General features: G+C 64.9%; 10 protein-coding genes. 8 read left to right on the top strand and 2 right to left on the bottom strand.

The window, feature by feature from the left end; all coding sequences use genetic code 11:
- Positions 1-20 precede the first annotated feature (20 nt).
- From ACY65G_RS08575 to ACY65G_RS08565, 3 genes are all read left to right on the top strand, one after another.
- Complete coding sequence (locus ACY65G_RS08575) at positions 21-1436, top strand: aryl-sulfate sulfotransferase (RefSeq protein WP_464996932.1); 1416 nt, start codon at positions 21-23, stop codon at positions 1434-1436.
- 85 nt (positions 1437-1521) lie between these two features.
- Entirely contained in the window at positions 1522-3936 is a 2415-nt protein-coding gene (locus ACY65G_RS08570; protein ID WP_464996931.1) for a TonB-dependent receptor, read from the top strand.
- 12 nt (positions 3937-3948) lie between these two features.
- Positions 3949-5376, top strand: coding sequence for a sulfatase family protein (locus ACY65G_RS08565; RefSeq protein WP_464996930.1), 1428 nt, complete (start codon positions 3949-3951; stop codon positions 5374-5376).
- Between the two features lie 114 nt (positions 5377-5490).
- Here ACY65G_RS08565 and ACY65G_RS08560 read toward each other — a convergent pair whose 3' ends face one another.
- Entirely contained in the window at positions 5491-6132 is a 642-nt protein-coding gene (locus ACY65G_RS08560; protein ID WP_464996929.1) for a transposase, read from the bottom strand.
- Between the two features lie 144 nt (positions 6133-6276).
- On the opposite strand from ACY65G_RS08560, the gene ACY65G_RS08555 reads away from it, so the two are divergent.
- From ACY65G_RS08555 to ACY65G_RS08545, 3 genes are all read left to right on the top strand, one after another.
- Positions 6277-7263, top strand: a complete 987-nt coding sequence (locus tag ACY65G_RS08555; protein ID WP_464996928.1) for a serine hydrolase domain-containing protein — start codon at positions 6277-6279, stop codon at positions 7261-7263.
- A 213-nt stretch (positions 7264-7476) separates the two neighbouring features.
- Complete coding sequence (locus ACY65G_RS08550) at positions 7477-10608, top strand: TonB-dependent receptor (protein WP_464996927.1); 3132 nt, start codon at positions 7477-7479, stop codon at positions 10606-10608.
- Between the two features lie 106 nt (positions 10609-10714).
- Positions 10715-11008, top strand: coding sequence for a hypothetical protein (locus tag ACY65G_RS08545; protein ID WP_464996926.1), 294 nt, complete (start codon positions 10715-10717; stop codon positions 11006-11008).
- A gap of 107 nt (positions 11009-11115) precedes the next feature.
- Here the strand turns inward: ACY65G_RS08545 and ACY65G_RS08540 are convergent, their stop codons facing one another.
- Entirely contained in the window at positions 11116-12258 is a 1143-nt protein-coding gene (locus ACY65G_RS08540) for a GNAT family N-acetyltransferase (protein ID WP_464996925.1), read from the bottom strand.
- Positions 12259-12506: 248 nt separating this feature from the next.
- Between ACY65G_RS08540 and ACY65G_RS08535 the strand changes: the two genes are divergently transcribed.
- Positions 12507-14672, top strand: coding sequence for a TonB-dependent receptor plug domain-containing protein (locus tag ACY65G_RS08535; protein ID WP_464996924.1), 2166 nt, complete (start codon positions 12507-12509; stop codon positions 14670-14672).
- An 87-nt stretch (positions 14673-14759) separates the two neighbouring features.
- Complete coding sequence (locus ACY65G_RS08530) at positions 14760-16811, top strand: NAD(+) synthase (RefSeq protein ID WP_464996923.1); 2052 nt, start codon at positions 14760-14762, stop codon at positions 16809-16811.
- Positions 16812-16824 lie beyond the last annotated feature (13 nt).

Raw genomic sequence — 16824 nt, 5'->3', positions numbered from 1 at the left:
CCCATCTAAAGGAGGTTTTCATGACCGCTGTGCCCCGCCGCTTCGTTTCCCTGCCCATCCCGACCGTCGCCGTGGCAGGCATGATGCTGGCAATGTCGGCGGTCGCCGCCCCGAGCGTGTACCCGACCGGCGTCACGCGCTACGAGCCGGACCGCGCATGGAACGGCTACGTGCTGTTCACGGGGCAGGACAAGAAAACCCGCCTGATCGACATGAACGGCAACGAGGTGAAACAGTGGCCGTATGAAGGCTTCCCGCCCGTGCTGATCGATCCCGCGCTCACGAAGGGCAAGAAAGGCAACGTGCTGCTGCAGCTGGCCCAGCTGCCCGGCGTGCAGCAGGCCGGCAATGGCCTCGGCAACAAGGCGATCGGCGAAGTGGACTGGAACGGCAACGTATTGTGGCAATGGGGCGCCGGCTCGCAGGACGCCTATGCCTCCGCGTCGGTCGACAGTGGCGGTGCGCCGGGCGGCGCCGCGAAGCAGCACCATGACTGGCGCCGCCTCGCCAACGGCAATACGCTGGTGCTGGCCAACAAGGTGCACGCGGTGCCCGGCTTTGCGGCGAAGGCGCTGCTGGACGACGTGATCTACGAGGTCACGCCCGATGGCAGGATCGCCTGGCAGTGGACCGCTTCCGAACACCTGGACGAATTCGGCTTTTCGCCGGCGGCGTTGAACCTGGTGAAGGCCGCGCAGCCCAAATACGGCGCGCAGGCGGTGGACTGGCTGCACATCAACGACATGGCCGTCGTCGGCCCGAACAAGTGGCACAAAGGTGTTGACGGACAACCAGGCGACGAACGCTTCAACCCCGACAACATCGTCATCGATTCGCGCGAAGCGAACTTCATCGCGATCATCGACAGGAAGACCGGCAAGGTGGTGTGGACGCTGGGCCCGGATTTCCCGGCCATCGCCGGCACGAAGGTGCCGCGCCCGGTGGACCAGATCATCGGCCAGCACGATGCCCACATCATTCCCGAAGGCTTGCCCGGCGCCGGCAACCTGCTCGTGTTCGACAACCAGGGCGAGGCCGGCTATCCGAAGGTCAGCCCCGGCATCTTCCCGCACTCGCGCGTGCTGGAGATCGACCCGGTGAAAAAGGAAATCGTGTGGCAGTACACGGCCGTCGATTCGCGCCAGCCGGCATGGAGCTTCTACAGCGCCTTCATCTCCAGTGCACGCCGCCTGCCGAACGGGAACACGCTGATCGACGAAGGCATGAACGGCCGCTTCTTCCAAGTCACGCCGCAGGGCGACATCGTGTGGGAGTACGTGAGCCCGTACTACGGCAGCTCCGCTGTGGGCGGCAACGGCAAGCAGGTCGACACGAACTGGGTCTATCGCGCGCAGCCGGTGCCATACGAGTGGGTGCCCGAAGGCACGCCGCGCTCCGAACAGCCGGTGAACGTGCCCGCCGTCGCCAGGCGATAACACCGCGATCCATCGAATACCCGGCGCGCCCGCCAACGGGGCAGGGCGCCGCCACGCCCGAACAATGATAAAAAAGGGGAATACCTTGACCAAGCCAATCAACCTTACCGCCATCGCCCTGGCACTGCTGGGAGCATTCGCCGGTACCGCCAACGCCAACCCGGTGGTGGCCGCCGTAGCCGCCGCACCTTCCGGCGTCGCGCTGGCCTTCGCGGAAACCGGAACCGCCGACGCCGCCGGCAGTGCTGAAGCGGCGCCGGAAGCACAAGCCGGCGCCGCAGGCGCCTCAGCCGAATCCCTGGCGGGCAGTTCCGCGGAATTGTTCGTCGGCGCCGTGCAGGCGGTGCTCGTGACCACGCGCCGCCGCGTGGAAAGCTCGCAAAGCGTGCCCACGCCGATGACGGTGCTGGGCGACGATGTCCTCGAAGGCAGCCGCATCTACCGCGTGCAGGACCTGCAGCAGCTGCTGCCCAGCACCACGATCAACTACGTGCATGCGCGCCAGCTGAGCTTTGCCGTGCGCGGCCTAGGCAACAATCCGGCCAGCGACGGCCTGGAAGGCAGCGTCGGCATCTACCTCGACAACGTGTACCTGGCCCGCCCCGGCATGGCCGCCTTCGACGCGCTGGACGTGCAGCAGCTGGAACTGCTGCGCGGCCCGCAAGGCACGCTGTTCGGCAAGAACACCACGGCCGGCGTGCTGAACATCTCGACGAAAAAGCCGACGTTCGCGCCGGAGCGCAGCGTGGAACTGTCCGGCGGCCAGTTCGGCTACGTACAGGGCAAGGTGTCGCTGTCCGGCCCCGTCACGGACAAGGTCGCGGCGCGCTTCTCGGCCTACAAGACGCATGACGACGGCTACATCACGAACCTGTATAACGGCAAGAAGGTGCAGGGCGGCGACCGCCAGGGCGTGCGCGGCCAGGTGCTGTATGAACCGGGGCGCGAGTTCAGCCTGCGCGTGATCGCCGACTACAACGAAGAGGATTCGAACAACGGCACGCTGGTGTTCTTCAACGCCGGCCCGAGCGGCCGCGCCATTGCACAGGCCGCGCTGGTGGGCGCCACGCCGGTGCTCGACCCGGCGGCCCGCGCCATCAGCCTCGATACCGGATCGAGCGTGACGGTGCACCAGGGCGGCGTATCGGCCGAGGCCAACTGGACGTTCGCCGACGATGCCAAGCTGACGTCGATCACCGCGTGGCGGCGCTGGAACTTCGTGCCGCGCAACGATGACGGCCTGCCGGTACCTGTCGCGCTGAATGTGGGCGCGTCGGCCAACCACAGGCAGTTCACGCAGGAGCTGCGCTGGTCCACCCCGTCGGGGCGCGCCGTGGAATCCGTGTTCGGCGGCTATTACTACTACCAGGAGCTGTCGAACAACTCGTTCACGGTGAACGGCCCGCTGTCCGACATCTACAACGGCAACCCGGCCGGTGCCTGGGCCAACGTCAGCAGCACGGCGCCCGGCGAGCTGCGCGTGAACAGCTACGCGCTGTTCGGCCAGTCCACGTGGCATGCGACCGACAAGCTCGATCTCACCGCCGGCGTGCGCGCCAGCTACGAAGACAAATGGGCACGCGTGATCCGCAATGCGCCGACCGGCGGCGCCGCCGTCACCGGCGCCGCCCTGGGTGTCCGCAACGGCCGCTATGGCGCCTTCGATTCCGGCGATCTCACGTTGACCCAGTCCAGCCCCACCGCGCTGCTGTCGGCCGGCTACAAGCTGCAACCGGATGTGCTGCTGTACGGCAGCCTGTCGCACGGCGAAAAATCCGGCGGCATCAACCTGGCCGTGCCGGGTGCCGGCGGCGTCGCCTCGATGCTCGTCGGGGCGGAACGGGCCAACGCGCTGGAGCTGGGCGTGAAGAGCTCCCTGCTCGACAATCGCCTGCAACTGAACGGCAACGTGTTCGCGACCATCGTCCACGGTTACCAGAGCAATGCCTACGACCACGTGAGCCGCACGCAGTACTTGACCAACGCGGGCGATGTGCGCACCCGCGGAATCGAGGTCGAAGCCATCGCCACGCCGTTCCGTGGCCTGACCCTGCGCGCCAACGGCTCGTTCAACGACGTCAGCTATCTGCGCTACACGAACGCGCCGTGCGCGCCGGAGCGGGCGGGCGCGTTCTGCGACCTGTCGGGCCGCAATGCGCTGGTGAACGCGCCGCGCTGGATCGGCAACCTGGGCGCGCAGTATTCGCGCGCCGTGGCCGAGGGCCTGCAAGGCTACGTCAACGCGAACTATGCGTACCGCGGCGCCACCTACGGCACGCTGGATGCTTCAGAGTACGCAAAGATTCCGTCATACAGTGTGAGCAACCTGTCGATCGGCCTGCGCAGCACGCGCGGCGCCGCGTGGGACGTTTCGCTGTGGGTCAAGAACGCGTTCGACAAGCATTACTACACGAGCCTGTGGAACAGCGGCTTCGGTTCCTACAACGCCGTCATCGGCACCCCGCGCACCGCCGGCATCACCGGCCGCTATGAATTTTAAGGAGGAGAACGCATGACCATCGATCGCAGTTTCAACCCGAAGCGCCGTGCCGTCGTCGGCGGCCTGTCCGCCCTGGCCGCCTTGCCGGCCATCGCCCTCGGCAAGGCCGCACGCGGCGGCTCGGCGGGCAAGCCGAATATCATCTTCATCCTGGCGGACGACCTGGGCTGGGGCGACCTGTCCGTGTACGGCAACACCGATTTCAGGACGCCGGTCCTCGACAGGCTGGCCGCGCAGGGCCTGCGCCTGACGCAGCATTACTCGAATTCCGCGGTCTGCTCGGCCACGCGCTTCGGCCTGATCACGGGCCGCTACCAGTACCGCCTGCGCGGCGGCCTGGAAGAACCGATCGCCGGCGCCTCGGACACGATCGGCCTGCCGCCGGACCATCCCACGCTGCCGTCGCTGCTCAAGGCCGCCGGCTACCGCACCGCGCTGTTCGGCAAGTGGCACCTGGGTTCGCTGCCGAATTTCGGCCCTTTGAAGAGCGGCTACGAAACCTTCTTCGGCAACTACGGCGGCGCGATCGACTACTTCACGCACAAGCCGGGCGTGGGCCCGAATGTGAAGGAAGACCTGTACGAAGGCGAGACGCCGGTATCCGAAGTGGGCTACTACACGGACATGCTGGGCGACCGCGCTTCCGGCTACATCAAGAAACACAACCCGGATAAACCGTTCTTCCTGTCGCTGCACTACACCGCGCCGCACTGGCCATGGGAAGGGCCCAAGGACGAGGACGTGTCGAAACAGATCTCGAACATCTTCCACTACGACGGCGGCGACCTGGCCACCTACGCGAAAATGGTGGTGGCGCTGGACGCATCGATCGGCCGCGTGCTCAAGACACTGGAGCAGAAGGGCCTGGCCGACAACACGATCGTCATCTTCACGAGCGACAACGGTGGCGAGCGGTTCTCGAAAACGTGGCCGTTCGCCGGCCAGAAAACGGAACTGCTGGAAGGCGGCATCCGCGTGCCCGGCATCGTGCGCTGGCCTGCGAAGATCAAGGCCGGGCAGGTGAGCGACCAGGTGGCGATCAGCATGGACTGGCTGCCCACGCTGCTGGCCGCCGCCGGCACCGAACCGGCCGCCTCGCATCCGCCCGATGGCCGCAACCTGCTGCCGGTGCTGCTCGGCGACGAGAAGCCCTTTGATCGCACGCTGTTCTGGCGCTACAAAGCCAACGCGCAGCGCGCCGTGCGCGCCGGCGACTGGAAGTACCTGAAACTGAACGGCAACGAGTTCCTGTTCAACCTGTCGAACGACCACCGCGAACGCGCCAACCTGGCCCGCAAGCACCCGGAGAAGCTGGCCGACCTGAAGGCGCAGTGGGAGCAGTGGAGCAACGAGATGCTGCCGATTACGCCGGAGGTGCGCACGCACGGCGTGAACGGCAAGGTGCAGGCGGACAAATATGCGCCGGAGGGGACGGATTAATTTCGGCAAGCCAAAACTGGGGACGTACCCTTGTTTCTAGGCAAAACTGGGGACGTACCCTTGTTTCTAGGAATTTTTGCCACGGGCATGCCACCAGCCTTGGCCATGGCTTCCTCATCGTTTTTTGACTGGCCTGCCAGTTTTCGCTACAGGGCTCCCCGGCAGTGAATTGCTGTGGGTAGCCCGGCGAAGTTCGGCAAGGTCATCGTCGCAGGGCGATATGAACCGAGCTCGGTACGCTTCGCCGCGCTCGATCGCCGTGGCGCCCAACGCGGTGTACAGACCGTGCGGAGTGACCGCAGTATCTTCCGCAAACCCCGCATTCGCCTTGTAACTGGACCAGGGATACTGTGTGACGCTTTCGACCATTCCGGCACGTACCGGATTCAGTTCAATGTAGTGGTGGCAGATCATCAGATAGCGCTCCACCGGCACCGGGCAGGACCGGTATCTGCCTTCCCATAAGGTGCCGCTCCTCGCAAGCCTGCGATTCAGATATTGCGTGTATCCCTGCAAAACTGCCTTCATGTATTCGCCCGGTAAGGCGGTTGGCGAAAACGAGGCGAGAATGTGGACGTGGTTGGTCATCAGCACGTAGGCATGCACGGCCACTTCCATCAACTCGCCAAACTTACGTAGCAGGCCGAGAAAGTAGAGATAGTCACCGCTGGTGTGGAAGCATTGCTGCCGGTAGTGTCCGCGCTGGATCAGGTGCAGCGGAATGCCGGGTAAATGAACGCGCGCTTTGCGTGGCATGGAAGGCTCCGTTGGAAATTTCCTCAAAACCAGGGTACGTCCCCTGTTTTGCCGGGAGGCAGTCATTGACGTTATTGATCGGGAAACATGGAGGACGAAAGTAGCATTCCCACATCGGTCTCCCATGGGAAGCGATCAATACGCATGACGGAACTTGGGGGCGAGCGCAACGCGGCCGGTGCGAAGCTGGAGCCCAATACCATCATGTATGGCGCCTCGCTGACGAAAACCGTGTTTGCCTATCTGGTCGCGCAACTGGCCGACGAGAAGGAGCTCGACCTCGACAAGCCGCTGGCCGGCTACCTTCCGATGCCGCTGCCCGACTACGGCAACCTGCCAGCCTATGGCAACTGGGCCGACCTGCGCGGCGACGAGCGCTGGCGCCGCATCACGGCGCGCATGGTGCTGAACCACGCCACCGGCTTCGCCAACTTCGCGTTCGTGGAACCGGACGGCAAGCTGCGTATCCACTTCGAGCCGGGCAGCCGCTACGCTTATTCCGGCGAAGGCATCATGCTGCTGCAGTTCGTCCTCGAAAAAGGGTTGCATCTGGACGTGGAAAAAGAACTGCAACGCCGCGTCTTCGACCGCTTCGGCATGCGCGGTACGAGCATGAAGTGGCGCCCGGACTTTGCGCGCAACCTGGCCGATGGCTGGACGGCCGACGGCAAGCCCGAGGCGCACGACGAGCGCAGCCGCGTGCGCGCGGCAGGCTCGATGGACACGACGATTACCGACATGGCCCGCTTCGCCGCCGCGCTGGTGAATGGGGAAGGATTGAGCAAGACGGCACACGACGGTGTGCTGCGCCCGCAATTGACGATCACGACACGCAGCCAGTTTCCCACGCTGCAGCAGGAGGCCGCGCCGCACGACCGGGTGGCGGCTCTCGCGGCAGGCCTTGGCGTCGTCACGTTCACGGGCCCGCAAGGCCCCGGCTTCTGCAAGGGCGGCCACAACGACTCGACGGGCAACATGCTCGTGTGCCTGCGCGTGCAACGGCGCTGCGTGGTGATCCTGTCGAACGACGTGCGCGCCGAAGCGGCCTTTGCCGGCATCGTGCAGGCCGCGCTTGGCGAGACCGGCATGCCGTGGCGCTGGGAATATGGGCCAACGGGAAGTACGCCGTGATCGATCAATGGTAACGTGACCATATACCCGAAGTCACCATGCCCCGCAAGCTGATATTTCAGCTTGTTGCTCGATTAACACTGTTCGCCCGGGATCACTCAACCCGCTGACCGTTTGGCGGCGACCCGCTCAAACGATGGTGCTCATCTTCTAGAATCGAATCGAAAGGCAACCACCTTTCATATCGATAATAAGATTCCGGAGACCAGAAAGATGCCATCGAACCGCTCCACACCCTGCCGCTCCAGGCAGTACCGCATCCATCCCACCGTTTGCGCCGCCGCTGTCGCCACCGCCATTTCCCTGCTGGCCATCGAAACGGCCGCCGCCCAGCAGGCCCCTGCAGCACAACCCTCGAACGTCGTCGTCGTTTCCGGTACCCGGGCATCGGTGGCCTCGGCGATCGACCGCAAGAAGAACGCTTCCACGATCGTCGATTCGATCGTGGCCGAGGACATCGGCGAATTCCCCGACAAGAACGTGGGCGAGGCGCTGTCCCGCGTGACCGGCGTGCAGCTGTCGCGCGATTTCGGCGAAGGCTCGCAGGTGAACATCCGCGGCGTGGAAGCCAACCTGAATCGCGTGGAGATCAATGGCCTGTCCGTGCTGTCCACCAACGGTACCGCGGGCCGCGGCGCCGAACTGCGCGAACTGCCGGCGGAACTGATCAAGTCGATCGACGTGGCCAAGGGCGTGACGGCCGACCAGACCGAGGGCGGCATCGGCGGCACCGTCAGCATCAAGACCAATATGCCGCTGGACTTCAAGACGCGCACGCTGGTCACCAAGCTGGAAGCGGAGCACAGCACGAACCGCGGCGGCGTGGACCCGCGCGGCAGCATCCTGTTCGCCGACAAGTTCCTGAACGGCCGCCTGGGCATCATGGCCAACGTGGTGTACGACAAGGTCATGACGCAGAACGACTACGTGCGCAACAGTAACTGGCGCTACCTGCGCGACTGGGATTTCTCGCCGGAGAAGACCAACACGAGCCTGAACCCGGCGGCGGCGGCCGTTGCCGACAAGGCCGGCTGCGCGGCGCTCGCGGGTGCGAACAGGAGCGCCTGCGAAAGCCAGTGGAACGATTATTCGCCGGGCGTGCCGCGCTACGGCATCTGGACGCGCGACCACAAGCGTTCCAGCGCGGAACTGACCGCGCAGTACCGCATCGATAACGGCTTCGACGTCTGGGCGCGCTACAACAAGAACGACCAGAAGCAGATGCTGAACGACCGCAACTACACGACGGACTTCGGCTCGCTGCACAGGTTCTCCACGGGCGGCGTGGCGCCGACCTACGGCGCCAACGGCGGCATCCTGGCGGGTGCGCCGACGGCCACCTGCGCCAACCCGGCCAGTGGCGTGACGCCGCCCGGCATGTCGTTCGTCAACCACATCATGACCGAGTTCAGCGCCGGCACGTGCGAGAACGTGCCGGGGCAGGGTGCGTCGTACAACTTCGATACGGCAGCGCGCGACTTCGCGCTGAACATCAACTCGAACTACAAGTCGGCGGGGTTCAACTGGAAGAACAGCGAATGGTCGGCCGAAGGCCTCGTGGCCAAGACCAATTCGTTCTACGAGCTGCACACGAACCTGATCTCCATGGCCGGCAATATCCCCGGCCTGTCGGTCAAGCTGGACGAGCAGGGCCTGCCGAAGTTCAACTTCCCGGCCGGCTTCGATCCGAACGACAGCAGCACCTATACCCGCATCCGCTCGCAGTACCAGCCGTCGTTCACGGAAAACACGGAAGACCAGGTCAAGCTCGACCTGAAATGGCGGCCCAACCTGCCGTTCCTGAAGTCGATCTGGTTCGGCGGCCAGGGCCGCCGCGCCACGGCCGAACAATACCGCTGGACCGGCTACCTGGTTCCCAACGATCCGAACAGCACCGCGGACGACGTGTACGTGCGCAGCCCGGAAGTGCTGCACGAAATCATCCGTGACCCGAAGAACACGACTGGCGTGCTGCGCAACAACGGCGCCATCATCCCCGGCACCAACCTCACCGCCAACAACACCACGCGGTACGTGACCGCCGGCGAGATGGCATCGCTGGTCGATACGATCCGCACCGGCACGCCGGGCAGCTTCCTGAACGGCTACAGCGGCTTGTCCGGCTACCCGAACGGCTGGATGGCGCCGAGCTTCGCCCAGTCGACCCAGTACTTCGACCTGTCGCGCTACAACCACGACCTGCTGCGCGAATCGATCGGCAGCGACGGCAAGAGCTATCCAATGCCGCCGCAATTCGCCGTCGAGGAGCGCATCCGCGCGTTCTACGTGCGGGCCGACTTCTCGCAGGAACTGTTCGGCATCGAGTGGGACGGCAACGTGGGCGTGCGCTATACCGGCACGCGCACCCGTGCCAAGGGCCTGCAATCGTCGCGCGCCTACCGGCTCGATGCGAACGGCGTGCGCGTCGAGGACATCCGGTCGAACCAGATCATCACGGTGGAAAACAAGTACAGCGACGTGCTGCCGAGCTTCAACCTGGCCGGCTGGCTCGTGCCGGACAAGCTGGTGGCCCGCATCGGCTGGGGCAAGGTGATGTCGCGCCCGCCGATCGACAAGCTCACGCCGAACTACAGCTGCATCGCCGGCAGCGGCCAGTCGATCTATGGCGGCGACGGCGGCACCGACGACTGCACGGCCGGCAACGTGAACCTGGAGCCGTTCCGCGCCACCAACAAGGACGCCAGCGTGGAGTGGTATCCGTCGGTGGACAGCCAGCTGTCGCTGGCGTTCTTCCGCAAGGATATCAACACCTATATCCAGAACGACGTGACGCTGCCGAACGTGAACCTGTTCGGCGACGGCCAGCTGTGGGATGTGAAGACGTCGATCAACAGCCGCGGCACCACCACGAAGGGCTGGGAACTGGCGGGCCGCACGGCGCTGACGATGCTGCCGGGCCTATTCAGCGGCCTGGGGCTCGATGCCAACTACACCCGCATGAGCTTCAAGTATGCGCCGGGCAACGAGCTGCTGAACCCGCTGGACAATTCGGTGCTGCCATACCCCGGCCTGTCCCGCAACAGCTACAACGTGGGCGTGTGGTACGACCTGGGCAAGTGGAACGCGCGCCTGGCCTACAACTACCGCGACGGCTACTACACGGGCACGGTGGACTCCAATGCCTCGCTGCCGGTGTATGGCGAGAAGACCGGCTTCCTGGACGCCAAGCTGCAGTACCGCGCCACCGACAACCTGACGCTGTCGGTCGAAGGCAAGAACCTCTCGGATGAAGGACAGTTCCTGAACGCGGGTTCCACCTCGCGGCGCAACGAGCTGGCCTGGTCGGGACGGCGCTACTTCGTGGGGGCCACCTACAAGTTCTGATTTTCCGGTATGCCGTGAATCAGCGCCAGGCGCCTGCGGGAGCCTGGCGTTTTTGTTGGCACCCTTCTTGCAACGCTATCGGTTCACGCGCACAGCACAGGAGGGCATGATGGCTCGACCAACCGGAACACCCTTGGCGATCGGCCTGGCACTGCTGTGCCTTGCCACGGCCGCCACGGCCGCCAATCCGCTGGGCATGGCGGTCGCCGGCGCCCCGTCGATGTTCGTGCTCGCCGTGGCGCAGGCCCGGGCCGACGACAGGAACGCCAGGGCGGCCACCGATGAACCCGAGCCGCGGGTCGAACCCGAGGAACGCCCCCGGCAAGCCGCCGAACCCGCGCCGCAACGGCGCGCCAGCGAGCGCAAAACCGCGGACGACCGGAAGCTTACGCTGCGCTGACTGCATCCCGGCGGCACCGCGAAGGTGCATGCGGGCCTCGCATTGGGGAGTACTGCCCGTTCGCGGGCGTCGTCACGTGCGGCCCGGACGAACCAGGCATGAAGGAATCAGGGCTTGAACGGATTGCGCTCGTTCAGCTCATCCATGTAGGCGTCGATCCCGCCGCTTTCCCGTTCCAGGAACCGCTCCACGGCATCGGCAAACGCCGGATGCGCGAGCCAGTGCGCCGACCAGGTGCGCGTGGGCAGGAAACCCCGTGCCATCTTGTGCTCGCCCTGCGCACCGCCCTCGAACGTGGCGATGCCCTGTTCGATGCAGAATTCCAGCGGCTGGTAATACGCGGTCTCGAAATGCAGGCAGGGCACGTGCTCCAGTGCGCCCCAGTAGCGGCCATACAGCGTGTCTTCCGTGTGGATCAGCAGCGATGCCGCGATCGGCCTGCCGTCGCGTTCCGCGATCACCAGCAGGATATTGTCCGGCATCATGGCGCCGATGCGCTGGAAAAAATCGAGGTTCAGGTACGGCGACGAGTGGTGCTCGGCATACGTGTTCCGGTAGCAGCGGTGGAAGAAGCGCCAGTCGGCATCCGTGGCGTCGATCCCGCGCACGCGGCGCATCGTCACGCCGGCTTCGCGCACCTTGCGCCGCTCGGCGCGGATGTTCTTGCGCTTCTTGTGCTCCAGCGAGGCCAGGAAGGCATCGAAGTCCGCGTAGTTCTCGTTGAGCCAGTGGAACTGCACGCCGCTGCGCAGCAGGAAGCCGGCGTCGTGCAATGCATCGGCCTGCGCCTGCGGCGGATACAGCACATGGGTGGAAGACACGCCCGATGCCTCCTGCTGCTCGCACAGCAAGGCCACCAGGGCCGCACGTGCCGCATCGTCGCGCGTCATCAGCCGCGCACCCGTCACCGGCGTGAACGGAATCGCGGACAGCAGCTTCGGATAATACTCCACGCCGTTGCGGTGATAGGCATCGGCCCAGGCCCAGTCGAACACGTATTCGCCGTAGGAATGGGACTTCACATACAGCGGCATCGCGGCGGCCAGGTCGTCGCCATCCCACAGCGCCAGGTATTGCGGCTGCCAGCCCGATTTTTCGCTGGCGCTGCCCGATTCGTGCAGCGCATGCAGGAATGCGTAGGAAAGAAACGGGTTCGGCGCGCGGCCGGGTTCCTGTTGCGCCAGCAGTGCATTCCAGGCGGCTTCGCCTGCCTGCGACAGCGAAGTAAGGACAGCGGTTCGAAAGCTCATCGGGGCATTGTACGGGAGTTCCGCTGGCATTGCCGGCCGCCTGCCGCGTCATCGCGACCCGATTTACGGTATCGGGACCGTATAAGGTTACGGCGAGCTTATCTGCAAGCTTATCGGAGTCGATATTGGCGCCGATCGATATTTTCCCGCCAATATATCGAGCAATCAGGAAGCTGATTATTTTTAATGCAGCGGTTATTTTATCGGCGTCGCGGCATAATCGCCGGGTTTATTTCTGCCTGAATAAAATGTTATCGCGACTGACTTCCATATTAATACTTTCCGCAAGCGTTCCTGCATCCGCGCAGGAAAACAAGCCAGCCGAACCGCCGGCACCGTCGCCATCGGAAGAAAAAACGGTCGCCAAGGTGGAAATCAGGGGTTCGGCCGAGGACTACGAACCGCGGCGCGACGATACCGCCAGCAAGACCGTGATCGGCAACGCGGAGATCATGAAATATGGCGATACGAACGTATTCGACATATTGAAACGCGCGCCGGGTGTGACGGTGATCGGCAACAGCATCCGCATGCGCGGCCTGGGCGGCAATTACACGCAGATCCTCGTGAATGGCGAACGGCCGCCGCCGGGTTTCTCCCTCGATAACCTGCCGCCGGAGCAGATCGAGAAAATCGAAGTGATCCGCGCCGGCACGGCGGAACACTCGATGCAGGCCATCGCCGGCACGATCAATATCGTGCTGAAAAAAGTGGTGGCGAAGGCGCAACGCGACGTGCGCATCAACGCGAGCCGTTCGGGCCAGCAGCGCAACCTGTTCGTGGCCGGCACGCTGGCCGACCGCTCCGGCAACCTGTCGTGGTTCGCCAATCCCGTGATGGGCCGTTTCCTGATGGATTCGACAGGCGGTGGCCAGGACCGGTTCACCGATCCGGCGGGGCAGGTGACGAAGCTGCGCGACTATACGCGTGCTTCGACGGGTGAGAACACGTTCGTCGGCTTCTCGCCGCGGCTGAACTGGAAATTGCCGGACGATGGGCAACTCAACGCCACCGCCTTCATCAGCGCCAACCGGAGCGAATTCGACAACGCATCGGCGTATGTCTACCGCGCCGGCAGTTTCAACCGCATCGATTACGCCGATTTCAATGCACGCAACGAAAACCGGTCGCGCAATGCGCAGGGCGAAGTGAACTGGATAACGAAGCTCGCGGGCGGCAAGCTCGATGCCAAGCTGTCGGCATCGGGGCGCTCCGGCACGCAACTGATGCGTTCCCTGTCCGTGACGGCCGACCGGGCGCTGGCCTACCGCAACGACAGCGACACGGAAGAGGACAATGCCACCTGGAGCACCACCGGCAAGTACACGCGCACGCTGTTCGACGGCCACGCGCTGGCCACGGGCTGGGAATACAACCGCCAGCGCAACGACGACGACGTGCTGCGTATCCAGGGCCGGCAGGGCAGCGAGCCGGCACCGGTGCGCGAACGGTTCGAGCCGGTCGTCACGCGTTATGCGGCCTACGCCCAGGACGAATGGAACGTGACGAAGGACTGGTCGATGTACTTCGGCGCGCGCTGGGAAGCGATCCGCACCGACAGCGAAGGCACCGGCCTGCCCTCCACGCGCTCGAAGAGCCATGTGCTGAGCCCCGTCGCGCAAACGCTGTACAAGTTCCCGGACAAGAGTGGCCGGCAGCTGCGCGCCGCGCTGACGCGTACCTACAAGGCGCCGAACCTGCAGCAGCTGACGGGCCGCCGTTTCTACGCCGAGGAGAATTCGCTCTTCACGCCGGACGGCGGCGGCAACCCGGACCTGCAGCCCGAACTGGCGAACGGCATCGACCTCACCTATGAGCATTTCTGGGCGCCCGGTGCGGTCTTCTCGGTCGGCACCTCGCAGCGCCGCATCCGCGACTACATTCGCACGCTGTTGCGGCAGGAGGCCGATGGCAGGTGGATCTGGCGGCCGGTCAACAGCGGCAACGCGACGGTGCGCACGCTGGACGTGGAACTGAAGTTCCCGTTGAAGGCGGTGATGAAGGACGCACCCGGCATCGACCTGCGCGCCGGCTTCAACCGCAACTGGTCGAAGGTCGACGGCGTGCCGGGCCCGGACAACCGGCTCGACGAGCAGATCCCGCTGACGGCAACGCTGGGCATCGACTACAAGGGTGGCGCGCACAGCGCCGGCGCCAGTCTCGCCTACCGGGGCGGCGGCCCGCTGCGGGTCTCGGTGGAACAGTACCGGCAGCAGTTCCTGCGCCGCGACCTGGAAGCCTACTGGCTCTGGAAGTTCACGCCGCAATACCAGCTGCGCGTGACGGCCAGCAATATCCTCGGCGAGGACAGCCACGAATACCAGCGTTATGTAACGGCGGGCGGCGCGGAGGAGAACGTGGGCCGCAGGCCCGAATCGGCACGCATTTCGCTGAACCTGGAATTGAAGTTCTGACGGGGCAGGCAGTTTGCCAGCCATCGCGGCGGCGTTGGCAAGGGCTCAATGTTAAAATCTTCGACATTCGCCCCGAAGAACGAGCCCATGCCGCAATCCTTCCACAATCTGTACACCCATGATTTCGTCCGGGTCGCGGTCGGCGTTCCGCGCTGCCGCGTGGCCGACCCGCTTTTCAATGCACAGCAGACGATCGCGCTGGCCGAGCAGGTGGCCGCGAAAGGCGCGGTGCTGGCGGCATTCCCCGAACTGGGCCTGTCCGCCTACACGTGCGACGACCTGTTCCACCAGCGCGCCTTGCTCGACTCGGTGCAGGTCGCGCTGGGCAAGATCGTGGAAGCATCGATCCGCATCCCCGTGGCGATGATCGTCGGCATGCCGCTGCGTGTCGATCACCGGCTGTTCAACTGCGCGGTGGTGGTGCAGGGGGGGCGCATCCTCGGCGTGGTGCCGAAGATCTACCTGCCCAACTACAACGAGTTCTACGAAGTGCGGCAGTTCAGCTCCGCCGACGATGCGGTGTCGACCGAGATCGAACTGCTGGGCCAGCGCGTGCCGTTCGGCGCCGACCTGCTGTTCCAGGCCACCAACGTGCCGCTGCTGCGCTTCCATACCGAGATCTGCGAGGACGTGTGGGTGCCGATTCCACCGTCGTCGTATGCGGCGCTGGCCGGCGCCACCGTGCTGGTGAACCTGTCGGCGTCGAACATCGTCGTCGGCAAGTCCGATTACCGCCACCAGCTGGTGGGGCAGCAGTCCGGGCGGTGCATGGCCGCCTACCTGTATTCGTCGGCCGGGCGCGGCGAATCGACCACGGATTTATCCTGGGACGGCCAGGCGCTGATCTATGAAAACGGCGAGATGCTGGCCGAGTCCGACCGTTTCGAGGACGAGTCGCATGTGATCTTCGCCGATGTCGACCTGGAGCGGCTGTCGCGCGACCGCATGCGCACCAACACGTGGGGCGACTCGGTGCGCCGCCATGCCCAGCAGGTGGAAGCCTTCCGCGTGGTGAAGTTCGCGCTGGAGCTGCCGGTGCAGGACGTGCTGCCGCTGCAGCGTACGGTCGCGCGCTATCCCTACGTGCCCGCCAACCCGGCCGTGCGCGACAAGCGCTGCATGGAGGTCTACAACATCCAGGTGATGGCCCTGGTGCAGCGGCTGGCCGCCAGCGGCATGAAGAAGGTCGTCATCGGCATTTCCGGCGGGCTCGATTCCACGCACGCGCTGCTCGTGTGCGCGAAGGCGATGGACCGCCTGAACCTGCCGCGCACGAACATCCTCGGCTACACGATGCCGGGCTTCGCCACGAGCAAGCGCACGCTGGACCAGGCGCGCAAGCTGATGGAATTCGTCGGCTGCGCGGCGCACGAGATCGACATCCGCCCCAGCTGCATCCAGATGCTGGCCGATATCGGCCACCCGTATTCGGAAGGGAAGGAAGAATACGACGTCACGTTCGAGAACGTGCAGGCCGGCGAGCGCACCAGCCACCTGTTCCGGCTGGCGAACCACCACAACGCCATCGTGGTGGGCACCGGCGACCTGTCCGAGCTGGCGCTCGGCTGGTGCACGTATGGCGTGGGCGACCACATGTCGCATTACAACGTGAACGCGAGCGTGCCCAAGACGCTGATCTCGCACCTGGTGCGCTGGGTGGCCGAGAGCCGCCAGTTCGGCGAGACCGACTCGCAGGTGCTGCTCGATGTCGTCAATACCGAGATCAGCCCCGAGCTCGTGCCGGGCAAGGCCAATGACGCTGCCCCGGCGCAGAGCACGCAAAGCGTGATCGGCCCGTATGAACTGCAGGACTTCAACCTGTACTACACGCTGCGTTTCGGCTTCACGCCGGCCAAGGTGGCATTCCTGGCGCTGCACGCGTGGAAGGACCGCTCGGCCGGGGCCTGGCCCGAGGATGCGCACGTGGTGCGCAACCAGTACACGCTCAAGGAAATCAAGCACAACCTCGGCATCTTCATGCGCCGCTTCTTCCAGAGCCAGTTCAAGCGCACCTGCGTGCCGAACGCCCCGAAGGTGGGTTCCGGCGGTTCGCTGTCCCCGCGCGGCGACTGGCGCGCACCGAGCGATGCGGAATCGGTGGTGTGGCTGGAGAACCTGAAGACCGTGCCGGATGCCTGAAAGCCGGGATCGA

The organism is Pseudoduganella sp. jia 12 (assembly GCF_055502675.1).
Note: the sequence above shows the minus strand (reverse complement) of the source record. Positions and strands in the feature narration are given on the sequence as shown.

Excerpts from the sequence above, each read along its gene's own strand:
- ACY65G_RS08575 (WP_464996932.1), top strand. The coding sequence starts at position 21 with ATGACCGCTGTGCCCCGCCGCTTCGTTTCCCTGCCCATCCCGACCGTC.
- ACY65G_RS08565 (WP_464996930.1), top strand. The coding sequence starts at position 3,949 with ATGACCATCGATCGCAGTTTCAACCCGAAGCGCCGTGCCGTCGTCGGC.
- ACY65G_RS08560 (WP_464996929.1), bottom strand. The coding sequence starts at position 6,132 with ATGCCACGCAAAGCGCGCGTTCATTTACCCGGCATTCCGCTGCACCTG.
- ACY65G_RS08555 (WP_464996928.1), top strand. The coding sequence starts at position 6,277 with ATGACGGAACTTGGGGGCGAGCGCAACGCGGCCGGTGCGAAGCTGGAG.
- ACY65G_RS08550 (WP_464996927.1), top strand. The coding sequence starts at position 7,477 with ATGCCATCGAACCGCTCCACACCCTGCCGCTCCAGGCAGTACCGCATC.
- ACY65G_RS08545 (WP_464996926.1), top strand. The coding sequence starts at position 10,715 with ATGATGGCTCGACCAACCGGAACACCCTTGGCGATCGGCCTGGCACTG.
- ACY65G_RS08540 (WP_464996925.1), bottom strand. The coding sequence starts at position 12,258 with ATGAGCTTTCGAACCGCTGTCCTTACTTCGCTGTCGCAGGCAGGCGAA.
- ACY65G_RS08535 (WP_464996924.1), top strand. The coding sequence starts at position 12,507 with ATGTTATCGCGACTGACTTCCATATTAATACTTTCCGCAAGCGTTCCT.
- ACY65G_RS08530 (WP_464996923.1), top strand. The coding sequence starts at position 14,760 with ATGCCGCAATCCTTCCACAATCTGTACACCCATGATTTCGTCCGGGTC.